Source organism: Labrys sp. Lb11 (genome assembly GCF_057554225.1).
In genome coordinates, this window is sequence record NZ_BAAJOT010000001.1 from 213,019 (window position 1) to 229,709 (window position 16,691).

Below are 16,691 nucleotides of genomic sequence, written 5' to 3' on the forward strand. Positions count from 1 at the left end.
CCCCGGCGCTCCGGTCCGCCGAAGGCAGCGGAACGGTAGGGCGCGTGCGCCTGCCGCCCGCGGCGAGCCGGGGCGGCGGGGACGCAGGTATGCCGGACCTGGTTGCGGACCCGGCCACGGCGCCGGCTCGCATGGGACGGTGCCGGGCCGGCGGGCGTCGCACGGGGACGTGCCGGACCGTCCGCGCCTGCCCTTCACGCCGCCGAGGCTTCGGCCTGGACCTTGTTCACGGTGGCGAACGGGCTGGTCTGGGCGATCTGGAGGTCGCCGTCATAGGCGATCGGCTTCCAGCGGAAGTCCTGCAGCCGCAGGCAAGTAAAACGCTTCCACAGCGAGCTCTTCATCACGGTCTTGGTGAACTTGACGGTGGCCGTGACCCGGATGCTTTTCATCGCCGTGCCGTAGACACGGATGGTGTTGGCTTCCTTCCAGGCTTCCATGTCGTCGCTGATGACGATCTGGTCGCCGATCCTGATCTCGTAGAACAGCCGGGCGCGGCGAAGCGGCGCCTTGGCCGACTCGGTCGGCCGGCCGTCGCCGGGCAGCACGTCGAAGCTCAGCACGAAGCCACCGTCCCGGCGTACCGGCACGTCCAGCTCCATCGTCACCCAGGTGTCGGGGGCCGGGTTGTCGTCCTCGATCTGGAAGAGGATGCGCTCCTTCGTCACGCGATGGCTGTGGGCGAGCGGCGCGCCGTTGCGGTCGAGCGACTGGGTGACCTGGCGCACGGCCGGGCTCACGACGACCGACGGATCGACCGGCTCCGCCTTGGCCTTCCCCTTGGCCGCGGCGGGCGCCGTCACGGGGGCGCCTTCGGGGATCTCGTAGACAGCGTAGTTCGCCGGGCTCTCGGCGATGCGCCTGGCGGTCCGCTCCAGCTGGGACGAACTCGCCTCCTCCAGCTCGCGCACCTTGCTCGTCGTCTCGCTCGGCAGCGAGCGGCCGCGGTCGAGGCAGTCGAGGGCCGAAGCGACGATGCCCGGGATCGGATCGGTGAGCCGGTGGGCCAGCGCCGCCCGGCCGATCTGGGCGAAGTGATGGGCGACCTTGTCGTCATAGGCCAGGCCGACCACCGGCGTGCCGAGCCGGTGCGCCAGCAGGCAGGCATGCAGGCGCATGCCGATCAGCAGGTCGCACTGCTCGAGGGTCCAGATGAACTGCTCGGCCGTCGCTTCCTGCGGCAGCACCATCCGCGGGCACTCCACCGTCATGGCGGCATAGACCTGCCTGATGATCTGCTGGTCATGCATCTCGCCCAGCTGCATCGGGATGCCGACGATGGCGATCTCGTGCTTGCTCGCGATGGCGTCGAGCGCCTCCGCCATCCGCTGCACCAGGTTCTCGCCGCCCTCGCGGGCCCATTTGCGCAGGCTCAGGCCGACCAGCCGCCGGCCGCCGGCTTTCATCTCGGCGATCTCCAGCACGGGCTCGCGCCGCGTGAGGTCGAGCGCATAGACCAGGTCCGGCGCGAAGACGGTCCGGCTGGGATCGCCGAGGATCTCGTCCAGAAGCGCCTTGGAGTCCTCGTCGCGCACCACGATCTCGGTCGTCTTCTCGCCGACGAAGCGGACCATCCTGCGGGCTTCCGGATTGTCCAGCGGACCGACGCCGAGGCCGGTCACGAAGAAGGGCACGTCGCGCATCGTGCCGAGCAGGGGCAGGATGCTGAAGCCGGCGATGGAGAAGGTCGTGCCCATGAACAGGCCGAGCAGGCCGCCGCTCTGCAGGAAGGTGTAGTCGTGCCACAGGCCGCCGCCGCCGACCACGACCGCGCTCGCGGTCTTGACGTGGTAGGCGGAGTCGGCGTGGTCGCGCCGCGGATAGGCCTGGTAGCCGCGCTGGGCTTCGACCGCGCGCGGATTCTCGGCGCAGACGACGACCTGGGTCGAGGGATCGGCCTTCTCGATCGAGCCGGCGATCGACTGGAGCAGCAACTCGTCGCCGAGATTGGAGGCGCCGTAGAAGCCGCTGACGATCACCCGCTTCGTGCGCGGCACCGGCTCGGCCAGCACCTCGGCGAACGTCGAGGCCCGGTCGGCGAGCCACGCCGGCGGCTTGGCGACGAGCGCCTCGATCTCGGCGAAGAGCGTCAGCCAGCGATGCTCGTAGAGGTGCTCCTTGATCAGGCGGTTGAAGGCCGCCTCGGTCATGGCGCGATAGCGGCCGGGCTCGGTCAGCACCGCCTCGATCTGCGCCGCGAGCTCGTCGTGATCGTTGTAGCCGATGATCTCCCGGCCGTACTCGAAGAAGCGCCCCATCTCCTCGAAGACCGAGGTGCTGAGCAGCGCGCCGCTGCCGATGGTCTCGAACACGCCGCACTTGACGTTGGTATAGCCGGCGCGCGTCGCCGGGAAGTTGACGTGGATGCGGCCCTCGCGGCTGGCCTGGAGCAGGCGGCGGCCGCCGACGATCTCGCTGTTCGGCAGCTCCCAGCCGCTGCCATAGGTCTTGACGTTGAACTTGGCCGCGAGCCTGGTCATCATGCTGTTGCGGTCGGGCCGGTTGGTCGCATGGCCGAGGCAGATGACGTCGGCGACCAGGTCGGGGGCGCGCGGAACGTTCTGGGTGACGAAGCCCCGGTCGATGCCGAAGGGGAAGTAGAGCGTGTTCTCGACGCCGGCGTCATGGTACATGCCCATGGCGTGGCTGGCGTTCGTGGTGTGGAAGTCGAAGTTCTTCGCATAGGTCACCGCGCCCGGGAAGACGTCCGGGTCGCTCAGCGTCAGGCCGACGGTGATGATGCCGCGCTCGCGCAGCCTGGCCGCGTCCTCCGGCGAGAAGGTCAGGCCGCCGGCGCACAGGACGATGATCTGCGGCCGGAACTTCTTCAGGATCGCTTCGATGTAGGGCAGGCTGACATAGATCGGCCCGTTGCCGCCCTGCAGGCGGTGCGGGTTGCTGACCGCGGTGTTGTGCAGCTTGGTGTCGAGGTTGAAGACATGATGCCCCAGGTTCAGCAGGGCGCGATAGAGGCAGGAGACGATGTCGGTCGTGCCGTTGACGGAACGGCCGATGAACAGGACGCGCCGCGGGTCGGGAGCCAGGATCTGGGCCGAGCTCAGTTCAACACGCTTTGCTTCAATATGCGGGTTCATTGTCGATGACCTGATAAAAGAAAGAGCTGCTCACCATCGCGACGGCGGACGCCGTCAGGCAGCGCCGGCGGGAGGCCGGGCAAACAGGGTCTCCAGAAGCGTCACGGTCCGGGCGGCGGAGGTGCCGTCGCCATAGGGGCTGCCGCCCTTCGACATCCGCTCGTACTCGGCCGGATCGTCCAGCAGCGCCGTGGCGGCCGCGACGATGGCTTCGCTGTTGGGGCCGACGAGGCGCGCCACGCCCGCTTCCACCGCTTCCGGCCGCTCGGTGGTGTCGCGGGTGACCAGCACGGGCTTGGAGAGATAGGGCGCTTCCTCCTGCACGCCGCCGGAATCGGTGACGATGAGATAGCTGCGCTGCATCAGCGAGACGAAGGAGAAATAGCCGACCGGATCGATCAGCTTGATGTTCGGGCTGTCGCCCAGCCGCTCCAGCACCGGGCCGCGCACGTTCGGATTGAGGTGGACGGGATAGACCAGCTCGCAGTCGCCGCGCTCGGCCAGCGCCCGCAGCGCCTTGCACAATTCGTCGATGCCCTGCCCGAAATTCTCGCGGCGATGGCCCGTCACCAGGATCAGGCGCTTGGTCGGGTCGAAGGTCGGCAGGTCGGCGCAGGCGCTGGCGGCGAAGGCCGGGTCGCGGTCGAGCTTGTCGACGGCGAACTGCAGGGCGTCGATCACGGTGTTGCCCGTCACCCAGATCCGGTCCGCCGCGGTGTTCTCGCGCAGCAGATTGTCGCGGGACACCGTCGTCGGCGCGAAATGGTAGTCGGCGATCGAGCCGATCAGCCGCCGGTTGCCCTCCTCGGGCCAGGGAGAGCGCAGGTTGCCGGTGCGCAGGCCGGCTTCGATATGCCCGATCGGGCACTTGTTCAGGAAGCCCGACAGGGCCGCGGCAAAGCTCGTGGAGGTGTCGCCCTGCACCAGGATCACGTCGGGCTTGACCTGCTCCAGCACCGGCTTCATCCGGTTGAGCACCCGCTCGACGATGTTCTCCAGCGTCTGGTTGGCGGACATGACGTCGAGGTCGAAATCCGCCTCGACCTCGAAGCCGGTCATGATCTGCTCGAGCATGCTGCGGTGCTGCCCGGTGACGCAGAGGCTGACCGCATGGCCTGCTCGCTTGAGTTGCAGGATCACCGGCACCAGCTTTACAGCTTCCGGCCGTGTTCCCATGACGACGAGGACCCGCACGTCCGCCTCCATATCAGTACATGGCTTTGAGTAGCGCACTCCTGTGCGGGGGCCCCTCGCGAAAGTCAAGTGCTTCTGCCTAATATATGGGCTTTTGGCGGTGCCGCTGCATATTTGTTTCGCGGATTACAGGAGTTCTGAAGAAACCCGGCGCCGGACTGGCACAGTTGGCTTCCCCTTGCCATTCTGCACCATCGTCCACAGCCTCTGACGCAGCGAACCTTGATTGCCGGCAAAAGAAAAACTTCCCCTGTCGCCAGGGTAGGAGATGCCGGGGATTGCCGCGAAACAGGTTCCGTATCGCTGGGCTGTTTCGGCAAGCCGGGGTGGGCGGCCTTGCCGGCGTCCTCCGCGTCCATGACCACGTCGGTCAGCGAGGCACGGACGTCCAGCAGGAGGAGAAGCAGGCTGGAGGTGAAGCAGATCAGGCCACGATGAAGGAGAGGGTGATCCACTTGTTGTTGTTGAAGCCGAACAGGGCGTCCACGAACGACAGGATGATCATCCAGCCCGTGACGATCCCGCTATGGGCGCACAGGTAGAAGGCCCATTTCACCAGCCTGGCGCGCCCCTGCGCGTGCTTCGGGGCTGCTGATCGATCTTCCCGTCTCCTCGGCTCTCAGGCGGCCGACGCGCTCGGCGATGCCGTCGAGGCGGTTCACGAGCAGGGACATCAGGCCCGCGACGGCGCCGAGCAGGAAGGCGGGCGCGGTCGCCTGGCCGATGACCTCGGACAGCTGATCGGGCGGAATGTCCTTCAGCATCCGGCATCCTCACATGATCTGGACAGGCTGCGGTCCGCCCCCTCCATGATGCCGGGTCGCCCCGGGATTTGCTTCGGTTGCCGTCGCGGAGCGGCCTGCCGGCATGGACGGACGGCACGCCCCGGCCGGGAGCGCCCGGGCCGGGGGATCGCACCGTCGCAGCCGGCGGCCGGGCTGCCCAAGCCTATTGTCCCGTTACCGCCGAGGTGCTGCTGGTGACGCCTTCGCCGATCGTGTCGACCTGCCGGTGGAAGGAGCGGCGCGTGTTGGGGTCGATGATGGCGATCGGAGCGCTGACGACGGCGCCCACCGTCGAGCCGACGATGGTGGTGGCGCCGAGGGTGGCCTGTGCGATGCGGTCGCCGACCGAGAGGTTGGCCTCGGTGACGGTCTGGCCGGCGATCAGGCGGTCGCCGATCAGCCGGACCACCTCCGGGCTCTCGGCGAACTTGCCATGGTTCATGCTGTCGCCGGACTTGAGCTTGGTCAGGTCGATGACGACGATGTTGTCCTTGGCCAGTTCCGACTTGTAGGGCTCCTGGTTGGGGTCGATCGCGCCCAGCCGGGTGATGTCGCCGCCGATCCGGCGCGAGAACGCCAGCGCCCGGTCGTCCTGCGAGACGAACACGGTGAAGCGCGGGCGCGGGCCGGTGATGTCGCCGAAGTCGCTGCGGAACACGTCGACGTCGACGTCCGGCGCCGCCATGACCACGTTGTGGATCTTGGGCAGGATGCGCCCGTGCCGGATCGCCATCTGGCGGAGCGCCTCGGTGAGGACCCAGTTGCCCATGGAATGGGCCATCACCGTCACGTCGGACACGTTCGGATCGGTGGCGGCCCGCGTCAGCAGCCTCTCCAGGGCGCTGCGCGAATAGGTTGCGCTCTCCTTGTCGTAGACATAGCCGAAGACGCTGCCGCGCGACGGCCAGGTGAACAGGATCGGCGCGGCGTCGGTGCCGGAATCGTGCACGATCTGGGCGAAGCGATAGACGGCCTCTTCGAAGGTGTTGTTGAAGCCGTGGACGAAGATGAACACCCGCTTGTTCCGGCTGGCGACGCGCCGGAACCACTCGTCGCCGCCGCCTTCCGGCACCAGGGCGATCTTGGTGGTGACGAAGTCGGTGGCGGGATTGGCCGGCAGCGAGCGGGGCCATTGGATGTCGCCGACCTTGCGGACGTTGTCCGGCGGGATCGACACCACGATGTTGGCGACGCTCCAGGCCTTGGCGCGGTCGCCGGAGAAGATCTCGCCCGGATTGGCGGTCCGTTCGCGGGTGGTGACGACGAGCATGTCCACGGACTTGCCCGTCGCGGGCGCGGCGACCGGCGTCATGACGTTCCGGGGGCGGTCGGCGCAGGCCGCCAGGAGGATGGGCAGGGCCAGCAGCGCCAGGGTCAGGCGCCAGCATCGCCCGGACCGGGGCCTCGCGACCGCTTCGGCCCGGCGAGCATTTGCAAGGCTGTACCTCATCGCGATCCCTGTCCCGACAAACTGCATTCCGGGCCAGCGTGCGTGCTCGCCGCCGGAGAGCTTACGGGATTCGTGCATGCCGGGGCAATGTAACCGTTGAGCCGTTGACCCCCGCGGCTTCGCGGCAGGCTGGCGGGCTGCGGGGCCGGATTGTCCATCATCCGGCCAGCACCGAAATCGATCGCAGGGCGAGGTCTGCGATCTCGTTGATCGTACCGGCGCTGGGAAGGGTATCGTCGTTCAGGTCGATATTGTCGATGCCCCGGATTTCGCCGCTTTCGAATTCGGAGATGAGCCAGCTGTATCGTCTCCCTTCCGCGATCTCGTGCACCGTGACCCCCAGCCTGTAGAGGTTGGCGACGTCGCCCAGGCCGGCGAGGCGATCCTTCAGCGTCCGGTTCTGCCGGCCGGACGGGTTGAAGAACGTCCGCGTGCCGGAGGCGACCAACTTCTTGACGATCGCGTCCGCGAGCAGCGCCCCGCGCGCATGGGAGCACCGGTCGGCCGGCGCCGTCAGGTGCCTGACCACGAAGGTGCAGGGGCCGTCACCCGGAACCGGCTGCGGGGCGGGGGCGCCCGCGCTCTCGAAGGCCGGGACGTAGCCTCCCGGCCGCATGACGATCCGGACGGCGTCGTCCCGTCCGGGGCCGCGGTAATAGGCGGCCAGGGCGGCGCGCAGGCGGCTCGCCTCGATACGGACGATGGGATCGTTGTTCGGATCGAAGTCCTCGCCGCGGCCGAAGACGTCGACGCCGATGGAGTAGGCCTTGATGCGGTCCGCGCGCCCGGCGAGGGTTTCGCGGACGACGAATTCGAGAAACCGCCGATTGCGCTCGGACAGACGGACGGTCTCCTCGCAGAGGAGGCGGCGCAGGACGGATTCGATCGGCGCCATGCCGGTGGGATCGGGATCAGGTGTATTTGTGGCTCCTCCGCACAAATACATGACGCCTCCTCACGCTCCCGCAGCCCCCACCCCGGGAGCACGCGGCCAGACCGGGGCCGGCGCAGCGAAAGCATGAGGCCGCCGCGGCATCGCCTGCGGACCCCTCGTCGCACAGCTCCGTCCCCTTCCGCGCCGTGTAGCAACAAAGGCATGGGGGCGACTATGCAGTTTGTGCCAGCCTGCAATGATCGCCCCGCCGGGCCGGGGAGCCGGATGGGATGCCGTGCCGCGCCCTGCGGGCTGCGTCGGAGCCGCCCGACGGCGCTCAGAACTTGTAAGTCGTCGCGATCATCGGGCCGTGCATGCGCACGTCATAGAGGAACGGGCCGTCCTCATAGTCGATGGAGAGCAGGCGATAGCCCGCATGCAAGGCGAAACTGTCGTTCCACTGGTAGTCGACGCTGCCATAGACTTGGTAGGTCAGCCTGGAGCCGACGTCGAATCCGCCGATGTCGAAGGCGACCGTCTCGTCCTGGTAGGCCCGGTAGAGGATGTCGCCCTGCAGCGTCAGGCTGCGCGAGCGCGCGTCGACCGACGGACGTTGCGGATGGTGGCGCCGGGGCTGACCTGCGACCACATCACGTCGGTCAGCACGCCCCGGCGCCCATGCGCAGTTCGCCGGCGGCGGAGATGCCGCCGTTGAAGCCCTTGAGGATGTCGCCGGAGCTTTCGTCGAACTCGGCCGGCGGCAGGGGCGGCAGGGTCGCGTTGCGGCCGTTGATCGCCGTCGCCCAGAAATAGGCCGTCATCGGGAAGGTCGGGCCTTCGACGACCGCCGGCGGCAGCGGCTCCTGCTGCGCCGCGGCGATGTCGGCGGCGAAGGCCGCAGGCGTGACGGCGAGCGCCAGGGCGGCCGCGAATGGGATGGCTCTCATGGTGCCTCTCCATGACTCGAGGCTCCCGGCCTTGCCATTGTCATTGGCCTGGAGCCGCCTGCCGCGACGCGCCTGCGCCGGCCGGTCACGGGCAGCGCCAGTAGACCCGGCCATAGGCGTCCACGGCCTGGACGCAGCCCGGCCTCGGCGCGACCACCACGACCGAGGGCGCCGCGGTCGCGGCTCCGACCGCTGCGCCTGCCACCACGGCGCGCCGCGTCGTCCTGCGGGCGACGCCGGCATAGCTGAGCGGGGTCAGCGGCCGGCCGATGACGGCCTCGGCGCTCCCGACCCAGGCGCCGGTGCGGGCGATCTCGACGGGGGACTGGGCCAGCAGCGCCAAGCCGCCGGCGGCGACGGCGAAGGCGCAGGCGGCGAGCTTGGGAAGAGGGCGGGTCATGGCTTGTCTCCTGCTGCGGACGGAACTTCGTCGATGTCCCCCAGGTCCCGGATCTCGACCTTTTTGGAGCCCGCGGGCGGCTTGAAGGTGAAGGCATCGGGCGCGAAGGCGGCATCCGTCTTCCAGTCCCGGATGGTGATCGCATATTGGGGCGCCGCGCCCACCGCCTTGCTGGTGATCAGATATTTGCGCGGGATCGGCCGGGCGCCGACCTCGACCCACAATTGCCAGTCCGTGTCCGTCGTGCGGAAGGCGAGATGCTCGCATTCGACGCCGTCGACGACACCGCGGCCGATGTGCCGGCCTTCGATCACGCCGTCCATCAGGGCATCGTAGGACTTCTCGATCAGCAGGTCGGCTCCCGGCATGTCCGCGCCGTAGTCGTTGCGCAGCCGGTCGACGACCTGGTCGAGGGAACCGCCGACCTCGGCCTGGGCATAGGCGTTGAGGTGCTTGCCGAGCAGCGTCACCGTCTTGCCGTCGGCGTTGAGCTCCACGTCGGCATAGCCGCCGGTGCGGGTGGCGCGGATCTTGTCCGGTCGGCTGATCGCGACCTTGCCGGAACTGTCGAACTGGATCTTCTGCACCTGCGGCGTGACGATCTCGATCTCCGTGTCGAAGGTGAAGGAGATCGCCTTCTGGCTGCCGACATAGTCGGACATCGCCTTGACGATGGCTGCCGCGTCGTCGGCCCGGGCCACGGCCGGCGCCAGGGCAAGGGATAGGCCGGCGAGGAGGCCCGGCATCCATGCGGCGGGCCTTGTCGATGCTGGCATGCGTGCCTCCTTCGGTGTCGATCGCACCGTTCCTGGTGCTTCGGTCCGCGACCGCCGGGGGCGTCCCCGACGCGGATGCGGCGATCGATGCGGAGCTTCGCATGTTCGCGGGCGCCGCCCAGCCTGTAACAGTTGCAGGCCGGGCGGGCGCGACGCCGGGCTCAGCGCGGCGGGTTCACCACCACATAGGTGACGCGGCTGCCGTAATATTGCGGCTGGTACCAGACATCGCCGCATTGCTCGTAGGTGACGCCGCCGACCACGATGCGCGCGCAGCTCGCCGGGAGCGAGTAGACGATCGAGCCGATCGCCGCGGTGGCGACGGCTGCGCCGACGGCCGCGCCGGCCCAATAGCCGCCATTATAGTAGCCGGGATAGTAGGGGGCCGGCCAGTAGCCGGGATAGTGCGGCGGCGGTGGCGGCAGCGGCCGGGGCCCCGGGGGATGCGGGCCGGGTCCTGGCGGGTGCGGGCCCGGTCCAGGAGGATGCGGCGGGCGGGGGCCGGGATGCGGGCCGGGGAAGGGGCGGGGCCCCACCGGATGGAAGTTGGGCGGCACGTTGTAGCGCGGCCCGAGATTCATGCTGCCGCCGTGATAGGCGAAGCCGCCACCGTGAAACCCGCCACCATGAAGCCGCCGCCGTGGAATCCGCCGCCGTGCACCCTGAAGGCGTTGGCCGGGCTGACCAGGGCGAACGTGGTCGAGGCGAGGAGCGAGGCGGAGAGCAGCGCCGCGCCGACCGCGCGGCCGGCCGTCGTCAGCGGGGAGGTGCGGGTCATCACTTCGCCTCCGTCTTGGTGTCGGCCTTGAGCGCGAAGCCGATCGGCTTCTGGTCGGCCGTCGGCGTGAAGGTGAAGGTGTCGTCGGCGATGCTCGCCGGCTCCTGCCAGGTGATGGTCGCGTGATAGCGCGGCAGCGACGGATCGCGCCGATTGACCATCTGCACCTTCAGCGGCAGCGGCTTGTCGCCGGTGCGGATCCAGACCTCCCAGTCATGGTTCTTCGACCGGAAGGCCCAATGATCGGCCTCGACGCCGTTCACCGTCGCCTTGCCGACGAGGAAGCCGCTGCGCAGGTTCTTGACCGGGCTCTGCGGCGTGCCGAGGTCGAACAGGTCGGCCAGCGGCAGCTCGATGGCGAGCGAGTGGGCGAGGGTCTCGAGGGTCTCCTGGATCGTCGGCTTGGCCTCGGCCTCGGCGTAGTAGCCTTCCTTCGGCGACAGCAGGGTGAAGGTTTTGCCGTCGTAGAAGAATTTCCGCTCCTGCACGTCGGTGACGAGGTCGACGAACAGCTTGTCCGGCCGCTTGGCCGCATAATGGCCCTTCATGCCGATCTCGACGGTCTGGCCGTGCCGGCGACGATGTCGACCGCGGCCACCGTGTCGAAGCTGAGGGCCGGCAGCGAGGCGACATAGTCGCTCATCCGGGCGAGCGCCTCGGCCGCGGCTGGATCCAGCGCCGGCGCGGCCTCGCGCTTGCGCGGCTTGGCGTCGGCGAGCGCCGGGACCAGCGCCGCCAGCAACGCAGCGGCGAGCACCGTCCTCAGGCGCGAAGGCCGGGTGCGGCGCCCCGGCGCCGCGGCGATCGAAGCTCCTTGCATGCGATTCTCCTGACGATCGGGGACTTGGCGGCGGAGAGCGGTCCGCTCACTTGCAGCGATGATAGGTCGTCTCGATCTCGGGGAAGTCCGGGTCGAAACGCAGCAGCGTGTCGGGATCCTGCAACCGCACCGAGACGGTCATCGAGCCGAACATGATGCGGGAGGCGCAGTTCAGCAGCAGGGTCGTGGTGTCGCCCTTGGCCTTGCGGGAAACAAGCTCGCAGGATGCATTGTTGCCCTGGATGCGCTTGCCGTCGACGATGAAGCCGGGCATCGTGTCGTCTTGCTGCTTGGCGAAGCTGGTCTTGCCGTCGCGCGTGACGAAGGTTTCCGCGCAGGCATTCTGGTCGATGGCCCATGCGCCCTGGAAAGGGTCGGACGAGGCGGCCGAGGCCGGGCCTGCCGCCACGGTCGCGACGAAGAGACAGGCGATCTGACGACGGCGATACGGGGTCATGGCTGCTCCTGAGGAGGTGTCGGACGGAACGCTACCGGCGCGTGGGGCGGGAGGCATCTTGTAACGGTAACGAAGCGGCCCGCCGATCACGCCTTCGATCGCGTCGGGCAAGCAGCGCTTCTCCGATCCTGGCGGAAGAGTCCGACGTTACCGTTACGATTACCACCCGCTCGGCCGGCGTGCATCATAACAGCTGAATTGCGGCATTCCAGGAGTGGCATTCCAAGGAACGAGGTGCCCGGATGCGTGGCCAGAAGGCTGCCATGGAACAGGCCCGGAAGCGCGGGCTGGCGCGGCTGATGCTGCGCTGGCCGGGGCGCCGCACCGAGCTGCGACGCCGGGCGGCAGCCGACCCCCAGCTCATGGAGCTGTGCGAGGCCTACGAGACGGCCTGCGAGGCCGAGGCCTATTGGGCGAAGTCGGCGGCGCCGGCCGCGCCCGAGCGGGCGGCGGAGTACCGGGCCCTGGCATCCGAGACCGAACAGGACATCCTGGTCCGGATCTCCTGACCGGTCGGCCGACGATGCGAGGCGCGTGGATCTTCGGCGCGTGGATCTTCGGTTGCCACCCGGATTGCCTCCGGGTAAGGTGAGGAGGTATCCAAATGCCGATATCTCTGGCGCGGAGGTGCGATGGGGACGGATCGCTCCGAATGCTGCAGCGACCCGCCGCCACCGCAGGCGGTTCTTGCGGCCCTGCAGGCCTTGTTGGCGAACAGCGCACTGCGCCTGTCCGAGCGGAACCGCCGCTTCCTGTCCTTCGTCGTCGGCGAAGCTCTGGAGGGGCGCGGCGAGCGCATCAAGGCCTACACCATCGGCGTCGACGTGTTCGGCCGGGACGACGCCTTCAACCCCAGCTCCGATCCGATCGTGCGTATCGAGGCGACACGCCTGCGGGCGGCGCTCGCCGCCTATTACGAAGGCGCCGGTGCCGGTGATCCCGTTCGCATCCTGATGCCGCCGGGCAGTTACCATCCGATCTTCGTGCGCACCGCCGCATCGGGCCGGTTCCGCAACGGGCAGGCGGACGGGGAAGCGAGCCGCAACGCCGTCCCGCTGCATCGGGCAGCCGTCGTGGTCAAGAACCAGACCGATCCGAGAGATCGAAGCGCCGCGGCGCATGGCGGCCTCTTCATCGAGGCGGTCGTCAAGCGGCTGGGTGGTGCCGGCCTGCGCGTGTTCGTCGCGCCGCCGCCGCAGTGGCGCGTCGCCGCCCGCGCTGTCAGGGACCTGCTCCGGCACCCGGATGATGTCTACGCCCTCGACATCGCCGTGCATGTCCTGGCCGAGGGCATGCGGTACTCCTGGTGCGTCACCGACATGAGCGACGGCCGGATCCGCTGCACCGACTTCGCCGACCGCGCGGAGCAGGGCGCCCCCCACGCCGCAGTGATCGACGGGCTCGCCGTGGACGCGGCGCAGTCGATCGCCGGCGCGATCGGATAGCCGGCGTAACGTCCGCCTAAAGCGTTTTGCGATTTGACGGACTCGCGTCAAGTCGCAAAGATGCGTCGAAACAAGGCGTTAGAGCAAAGCGCGTTTCCATCAAAACGCGCCTCCGGCCTGGCTTCCCTCATCTTCCAGGTCGTCTGGATCAAGCAGTTGACCCTGGTCGTCGGCGTCGAAGTACACGCCGTCGCGGCCGGCGTCGCCGCCTTCTTCGCCGGCCTGGCGCTCGGCGGCTTCGCCTGGGGGCGGGTCGCCGACCGGGTGGACCGGCCCTGGCGGCTCTACGGCCTGATCGAACTCGGCGTGGCGCTGCTCGGCATCGGCACGACGCTCGTGCTGGCGCGGTCGGCGCCCCTGTTCGCACGGCTGGAAGATGTCAACGGCCTCCTCGCCTGGCTCCTGCCCGTCGCGGCGGTGGCGGCGCCAGCCTTCCTGATGGGCGGCACGCTTCCCGTCCTGAGCCGGTCCCTGGCTCGCGAGGGCGGGCTCGGCGCGGTCGGCGGGCGGCTCTATGCCGCCAACACCTGCGGTGCCGTCGCCGGGGCGCTGCTGCCCCCCTTCCTGCTCATTCCCCGGCTGGGCGTGCAGGGCACGGCCTTGGCCGCGGCCGGCATCGGCGTCGCCGCCGCGGCGGCGGCCCTGCTGCTCGACCGCGGCCGGCCGGCGGAGGCCGAAGGCGAAGGTTCCGGCCGGCCCGGCGGCCGGCTCGGAGCGGGCGCGGTGGCCGCCCTGGCGCTCTACGGCCCCGCCGGGGCGGTGGCGCTCGGCTACGAGATCGTCTGGACCCAGGCGATCGTCCCCTTCATGAGCACCCGCGCCTTTGCCTTCTCGATCGTGCTCGCCACCTATCTCGTCGGCATCGCCGCCGGCTCGGCGCTCCTTGCCCGCTTCGCCGAGCGGGCGCGCGATCCCTGGGGCCTGTTCGGCCTGCTCGTCGCCTCCGCCGGCCTGGCCGCCCTCCTCGGCGTCGCCGGGCTCGGGCGCTGGCTGGTGGTGGCGCAGACGGCCGCCGAGGCCGCTGCCCTGGCGGCGACGGGCAGTGATCTCGCCGGCATGTCCGCCCGTTTCGCCGTCGCCGCCGCGGCCGTTGTGCTGGCGCCGACCCTGCTGCTCGGCGCGGCCTTCCCGGTCGTCCTCCGTCTTGTCGCCCCGGGATCGGCGCCCGGCGCCGCAGTCGGCGCGACGCTCGCCGTCAACACGCTCGGCGGCATCCTCGGCACGCTGGCCACCGGCTTCGTCCTGGTCCCCGTCCTCGGCCTGCCGCACACGCTCGGCGTGCTCGCGGGCCTCGCCGCGCTGGTCGGCGTCGCGGCGCTGGCCTGGGGCGGCGGGCGCGGCAGGCTGCGCTTGGCCGTGCCGGCCGTCGCGCTCGCGTCGGTCGTCCTGGCGGTCGCGACGCCGGGCGACCGGCTGGCGCGGATCTTCCAGCCGCGCGGCAGCACGCTCGCCTTCTACGAGGAAGGGCGCGGCGGCACCGTCGCCGTGGTCGAGCGCGGGGAGGGCGGCAAGGCCTTCCGCCGCCTCTACATCCAGGGCGTCTCCAATTCCGGCGACGCCATGCCGTCCCTGCGCTACATGCGGCTGCAGGCGCTGCTGCCGCTGATCGTCCACAACGGCGAGCCGCGCTCGGCGCTGGTGATCGGCTATGGCACCGGCATCACCGCCGGGGCGCTGCTGCGCTATCCCGACCTCGACCGCCGCGTCGTCGCCGAGCTGCTGCCGGCGGTGGTCCGGGCCGCGCCGCTGTTCCGGGGCGCCTTCGGCGCCGCCGCCGATCCGCGGCTCGACATCCGCCTGCGCGACGGCCGGCGCGAGCTGCAGCGTTCCGACGAGACCTACGACCTGATCACGCTCGAGCCGCCGCCGCCCTCGGCCGCCGGGGTGGTCAACCTCTATTCCAGCGACTTCTACCGGCTGGCCGCCGCGCGCCTGAACCCGCGCGGCATCGTCGCCCAATGGCTGCCGCTGCCGACCCAGAACGAGGAGGACACGCGCGCGCTGGTCAGCAGCTTCCTCGACGTCTTCCCCCATGCCTCGCTGTGGACGACCGAGCTGCACGAGATGCTCCTGGTCGGCTCGCCGGACCCGGTCGCGCTCGACCTGCGGCGCATCCGCGAGCGCTTCGGCAAGCCCGAGGTGGCCTCGGCCCCCGCCGAGGTCGGCGTCGCCTCGGCCGAAGCCCTCCTGGCGACCTATGTCATGGGCCGCCGGGGCCTCGAGGCCTTCGCCGCCGGCAGCCCGCCGGTCACCGACGACCGGCCGGGCATCGAATACGCCGCCTGGGTCCGCCGCGGCGATTTCGGCTCCGTCCTGCCCGACCTGCTCAACCTGCGTGAGGACGTGCCCCTGCCGGGCGCGGACGCCGCGACCGAGGCGGCGCTGGCGGCGCGCCGGGAGGCGCTCCTGACCTTCTACCACGCCGGCATGAACGCCTTCGCCGGCAACCGGGCGGGATGGGCGGAGGACATGCGGGCCGTGCTCGCGGCTGATGGGGAGAACCCCTATTACCGCTGGTTCTCCGGGCCGTGACGGCCATTCGACCGACGGTTACTGTTACAGCCCCGCCGGTCGGGCCGGGCATGCCATGATCCGGTCTCCCTTCGCACGGCAGCCGCACCCACCGTCTTGCTGCTCGGCGAGGCGCAGGGCCGGATCGTGGTCGACATGAAGAGGGACCGGAAGACGGTTTTCCCTCCGGAGAGGTGAGGATGCTGCCAGGCGAGGTCGTCAAGCGTTTCAAGATCAAGGACGGAAGCAAGTTCCGGCTGGCCGACTTCGATCCCGGCGATACGGCCGGGCTGGACATCGACAAGGCCGAGGCGAAGGACCTCCTGGCGGCCGGGACCAGGCGCCTGCGCGATCTGCAGGAGCGCCTCTACGCCGAGGCGCGCTGGTCGCTCCTCGTCATCTTCCAGGCCATGGACGCGGCCGGCAAGGACAGCGCCATCGAGCACGTCATGTCCGGCGTCAACCCGCAGGGCTGCCAGGTCACGGCCTTCAAGGTGCCGGGACCGGTGGAGCTGCGCCACGACTTCCTGTGGCGCACCACCTGCGCCCTGCCCGAGCGCGGCCGCATCGGCATCTTCAACCGCTCCTACTACGAGGAGCTGCTGGTGGCGCGGGTCCATCCCGAGCTCCTGGACAAGCAGGGGCTGCCGCAGGATCTGGTGACCCGCGACATCTGGCAGGAGCGCTTCGAGAGCATCTGCGACCTTGAGCGCCATCTCGCCCGCAACGGCACGATCGTGCTGAAGTTCTTCCTCAACCTGTCGCGCGACGAGCAGCGCCGCCGCTTCATCGAGCGGATCGACCAGCCGGACAAGCGCTGGAAGTTCTCGCTCGGCGACGTGGCCGAGCGCGAGCGCTGGGACGACTACATGTCCGCCTACGAGGATGCCATCCGCAACACCGCGACCAAGGACGCGCCGTGGTACGCGGTGCCGGCGGACAACAAGTGGTTCACCCGCCTGGTCGTCGCCGCCGCGATCGTCGACCGTCTGGAGAAGCTCGATCCTGCCTTTCCGACGATCGATCCGGCCATGCTGAAGGAGATGGAGCAGGCGCGCGCCCGTCTCGGCGGCGAGGAGAAGGGCGGGAGCAGGAAGGGAGCCGCGAAGGGGGATTGAGCGGGGGGAGCGGCCCGGCGGTCGCTCGCTTGCTCTTGCCA

19 protein-coding genes are annotated in these 16,691 nt (G+C 69.6%); 4 read left to right on the plus strand and 15 right to left on the minus strand.

Annotation, left to right across the window (positions count from 1 at the left end; translation table 11 throughout):
- Window positions 1-194 precede the first annotated feature (194 nt).
- The 15 genes from AC27L4_RS01000 to AC27L4_RS01070 all read right to left on the minus strand — a co-directional run bounded on the left by AC27L4_RS01000 (window position 195) and on the right by AC27L4_RS01070 (window position 11,687).
- Window positions 195-3,095 carry a polysaccharide pyruvyl transferase family protein gene (locus AC27L4_RS01000; protein WP_487140082.1) on the minus strand — a complete coding sequence of 967 codons (2,901 nt, stop codon included), beginning with the start codon at window positions 3,093-3,095 and terminating at the stop codon, window positions 195-197.
- Between the two features lie 54 nt (window positions 3,096-3,149).
- Entirely contained in the window at window positions 3,150-4,289 is a 1,140-nt protein-coding gene (gene wecB / locus AC27L4_RS01005; protein WP_487140083.1) for a non-hydrolyzing UDP-N-acetylglucosamine 2-epimerase, read from the minus strand.
- Between the two features lie 424 nt (window positions 4,290-4,713).
- Window positions 4,714-4,845, minus strand: coding sequence for a hypothetical protein (locus AC27L4_RS01010; RefSeq protein WP_487140084.1), 132 nt, complete (start codon window positions 4,843-4,845; stop codon window positions 4,714-4,716).
- Window positions 4,814-5,053 (minus strand): hypothetical protein, encoded by a 240-nt coding sequence (locus tag AC27L4_RS01015; protein ID WP_487140085.1) that lies wholly within the window; start codon window positions 5,051-5,053, stop codon window positions 4,814-4,816. Before AC27L4_RS01015 ends, AC27L4_RS01010 begins: the two co-directional genes overlap by 32 nt.
- Before the next feature lie 184 nt (window positions 5,054-5,237).
- Window positions 5,238-6,524, minus strand: a complete 1,287-nt coding sequence (locus tag AC27L4_RS01020; protein WP_487140086.1) for an alpha/beta hydrolase — start codon at window positions 6,522-6,524, stop codon at window positions 5,238-5,240.
- A 157-nt stretch (window positions 6,525-6,681) separates the two neighbouring features.
- Window positions 6,682-7,419 (minus strand): hypothetical protein, encoded by a 738-nt coding sequence (locus AC27L4_RS01025; RefSeq protein ID WP_487140087.1) that lies wholly within the window; start codon window positions 7,417-7,419, stop codon window positions 6,682-6,684.
- A gap of 316 nt (window positions 7,420-7,735) precedes the next feature.
- Entirely contained in the window at window positions 7,736-8,047 is a 312-nt protein-coding gene (locus tag AC27L4_RS01030; RefSeq protein WP_487140089.1) for a hypothetical protein, read from the minus strand.
- A 10-nt stretch (window positions 8,048-8,057) separates the two neighbouring features.
- A complete protein-coding gene (locus tag AC27L4_RS01035; RefSeq protein ID WP_487140090.1) occupies window positions 8,058-8,345 on the minus strand; it encodes a hypothetical protein in 288 nt (95 codons plus the stop codon).
- Between the two features lie 85 nt (window positions 8,346-8,430).
- Window positions 8,431-8,745, minus strand: a complete 315-nt coding sequence (locus tag AC27L4_RS01040; protein WP_487140091.1) for a hypothetical protein — start codon at window positions 8,743-8,745, stop codon at window positions 8,431-8,433.
- Window positions 8,742-9,521, minus strand: coding sequence for a DUF2092 domain-containing protein (locus AC27L4_RS01045; protein WP_487140092.1), 780 nt, complete (start codon window positions 9,519-9,521; stop codon window positions 8,742-8,744). Before AC27L4_RS01045 ends, AC27L4_RS01040 begins: the two co-directional genes overlap by 4 nt.
- A 161-nt stretch (window positions 9,522-9,682) precedes the next feature.
- Window positions 9,683-10,102, minus strand: a complete 420-nt coding sequence (locus AC27L4_RS01050) for a DUF6515 family protein (RefSeq protein ID WP_487140093.1) — start codon at window positions 10,100-10,102, stop codon at window positions 9,683-9,685.
- Window positions 10,099-10,299 carry a hypothetical protein gene (locus AC27L4_RS01055; protein WP_487140094.1) on the minus strand — a complete coding sequence of 67 codons (201 nt, stop codon included), beginning with the start codon at window positions 10,297-10,299 and terminating at the stop codon, window positions 10,099-10,101. Before AC27L4_RS01055 ends, AC27L4_RS01050 begins: the two co-directional genes overlap by 4 nt.
- A complete protein-coding gene (locus tag AC27L4_RS01060; RefSeq protein WP_487140095.1) occupies window positions 10,299-10,847 on the minus strand; it encodes a DUF2092 domain-containing protein in 549 nt (182 codons plus the stop codon). The genes AC27L4_RS01055 and AC27L4_RS01060 overlap by 1 nt, the downstream gene beginning before the upstream one ends.
- Window positions 10,844-11,119 (minus strand): hypothetical protein, encoded by a 276-nt coding sequence (locus AC27L4_RS01065; RefSeq protein WP_487140096.1) that lies wholly within the window; start codon window positions 11,117-11,119, stop codon window positions 10,844-10,846. Before AC27L4_RS01065 ends, AC27L4_RS01060 begins: the two co-directional genes overlap by 4 nt.
- A 46-nt stretch (window positions 11,120-11,165) precedes the next feature.
- Complete coding sequence (locus AC27L4_RS01070; protein WP_487140097.1) at window positions 11,166-11,687, minus strand: hypothetical protein; 522 nt, start codon at window positions 11,685-11,687, stop codon at window positions 11,166-11,168.
- A 152-nt stretch (window positions 11,688-11,839) separates the two neighbouring features.
- Between AC27L4_RS01070 and AC27L4_RS01075 the strand changes: the two genes are divergently transcribed.
- The 4 genes from AC27L4_RS01075 to AC27L4_RS01090 all read left to right on the plus strand — a co-directional run bounded on the left by AC27L4_RS01075 (window position 11,840) and on the right by AC27L4_RS01090 (window position 16,650).
- On the plus strand, window positions 11,840-12,085 hold the full coding sequence (locus AC27L4_RS01075) for a hypothetical protein (RefSeq protein WP_487140098.1): 246 nt from the start codon (window positions 11,840-11,842) through the stop codon (window positions 12,083-12,085).
- A gap of 198 nt (window positions 12,086-12,283) precedes the next feature.
- Window positions 12,284-13,021 (plus strand): hypothetical protein, encoded by a 738-nt coding sequence (locus tag AC27L4_RS01080; protein ID WP_487140099.1) that lies wholly within the window; start codon window positions 12,284-12,286, stop codon window positions 13,019-13,021.
- A 60-nt stretch (window positions 13,022-13,081) separates the two neighbouring features.
- A complete protein-coding gene (locus AC27L4_RS01085) occupies window positions 13,082-15,553 on the plus strand; it encodes a spermidine synthase (RefSeq protein ID WP_487140100.1) in 2,472 nt (823 codons plus the stop codon).
- 179 nt (window positions 15,554-15,732) lie between these two features.
- Window positions 15,733-16,650 (plus strand): polyphosphate kinase 2 family protein, encoded by a 918-nt coding sequence (locus AC27L4_RS01090; RefSeq protein WP_487140101.1) that lies wholly within the window; start codon window positions 15,733-15,735, stop codon window positions 16,648-16,650.
- The last annotated feature ends 41 nt before the right edge of the window (window positions 16,651-16,691 follow it).

Bases quoted from the DNA above. Each gene is read 5' to 3' on its own strand.
- AC27L4_RS01000 (WP_487140082.1), bottom strand. From the start codon at position 3,095: ATGAACCCGCATATTGAAGCAAAGCGTGTTGAACTGAGCTCGGCCCAG.
- AC27L4_RS01015 (WP_487140085.1), bottom strand. From the start codon at position 5,053: ATGCTGAAGGACATTCCGCCCGATCAGCTGTCCGAGGTCATCGGCCAG.
- AC27L4_RS01020 (WP_487140086.1), bottom strand. From the start codon at position 6,524: ATGAGGTACAGCCTTGCAAATGCTCGCCGGGCCGAAGCGGTCGCGAGG.
- AC27L4_RS01025 (WP_487140087.1), bottom strand. From the start codon at position 7,419: ATGGCGCCGATCGAATCCGTCCTGCGCCGCCTCCTCTGCGAGGAGACC.
- AC27L4_RS01035 (WP_487140090.1), bottom strand. From the start codon at position 8,345: ATGAGAGCCATCCCATTCGCGGCCGCCCTGGCGCTCGCCGTCACGCCT.
- AC27L4_RS01040 (WP_487140091.1), bottom strand. From the start codon at position 8,745: ATGACCCGCCCTCTTCCCAAGCTCGCCGCCTGCGCCTTCGCCGTCGCC.
- AC27L4_RS01045 (WP_487140092.1), bottom strand. From the start codon at position 9,521: ATGCCAGCATCGACAAGGCCCGCCGCATGGATGCCGGGCCTCCTCGCC.
- AC27L4_RS01050 (WP_487140093.1), bottom strand. From the start codon at position 10,102: ATGAATCTCGGGCCGCGCTACAACGTGCCGCCCAACTTCCATCCGGTG.
- AC27L4_RS01055 (WP_487140094.1), bottom strand. From the start codon at position 10,299: ATGACCCGCACCTCCCCGCTGACGACGGCCGGCCGCGCGGTCGGCGCG.
- AC27L4_RS01060 (WP_487140095.1), bottom strand. From the start codon at position 10,847: ATGAAGGGCCATTATGCGGCCAAGCGGCCGGACAAGCTGTTCGTCGAC.
- AC27L4_RS01065 (WP_487140096.1), bottom strand. From the start codon at position 11,119: ATGCAAGGAGCTTCGATCGCCGCGGCGCCGGGGCGCCGCACCCGGCCT.
- AC27L4_RS01075 (WP_487140098.1), top strand. From the start codon at position 11,840: ATGGAACAGGCCCGGAAGCGCGGGCTGGCGCGGCTGATGCTGCGCTGG.
- AC27L4_RS01085 (WP_487140100.1), top strand. From the start codon at position 13,082: ATGCGTCGAAACAAGGCGTTAGAGCAAAGCGCGTTTCCATCAAAACGC.
- AC27L4_RS01090 (WP_487140101.1), top strand. From the start codon at position 15,733: ATGCTGCCAGGCGAGGTCGTCAAGCGTTTCAAGATCAAGGACGGAAGC.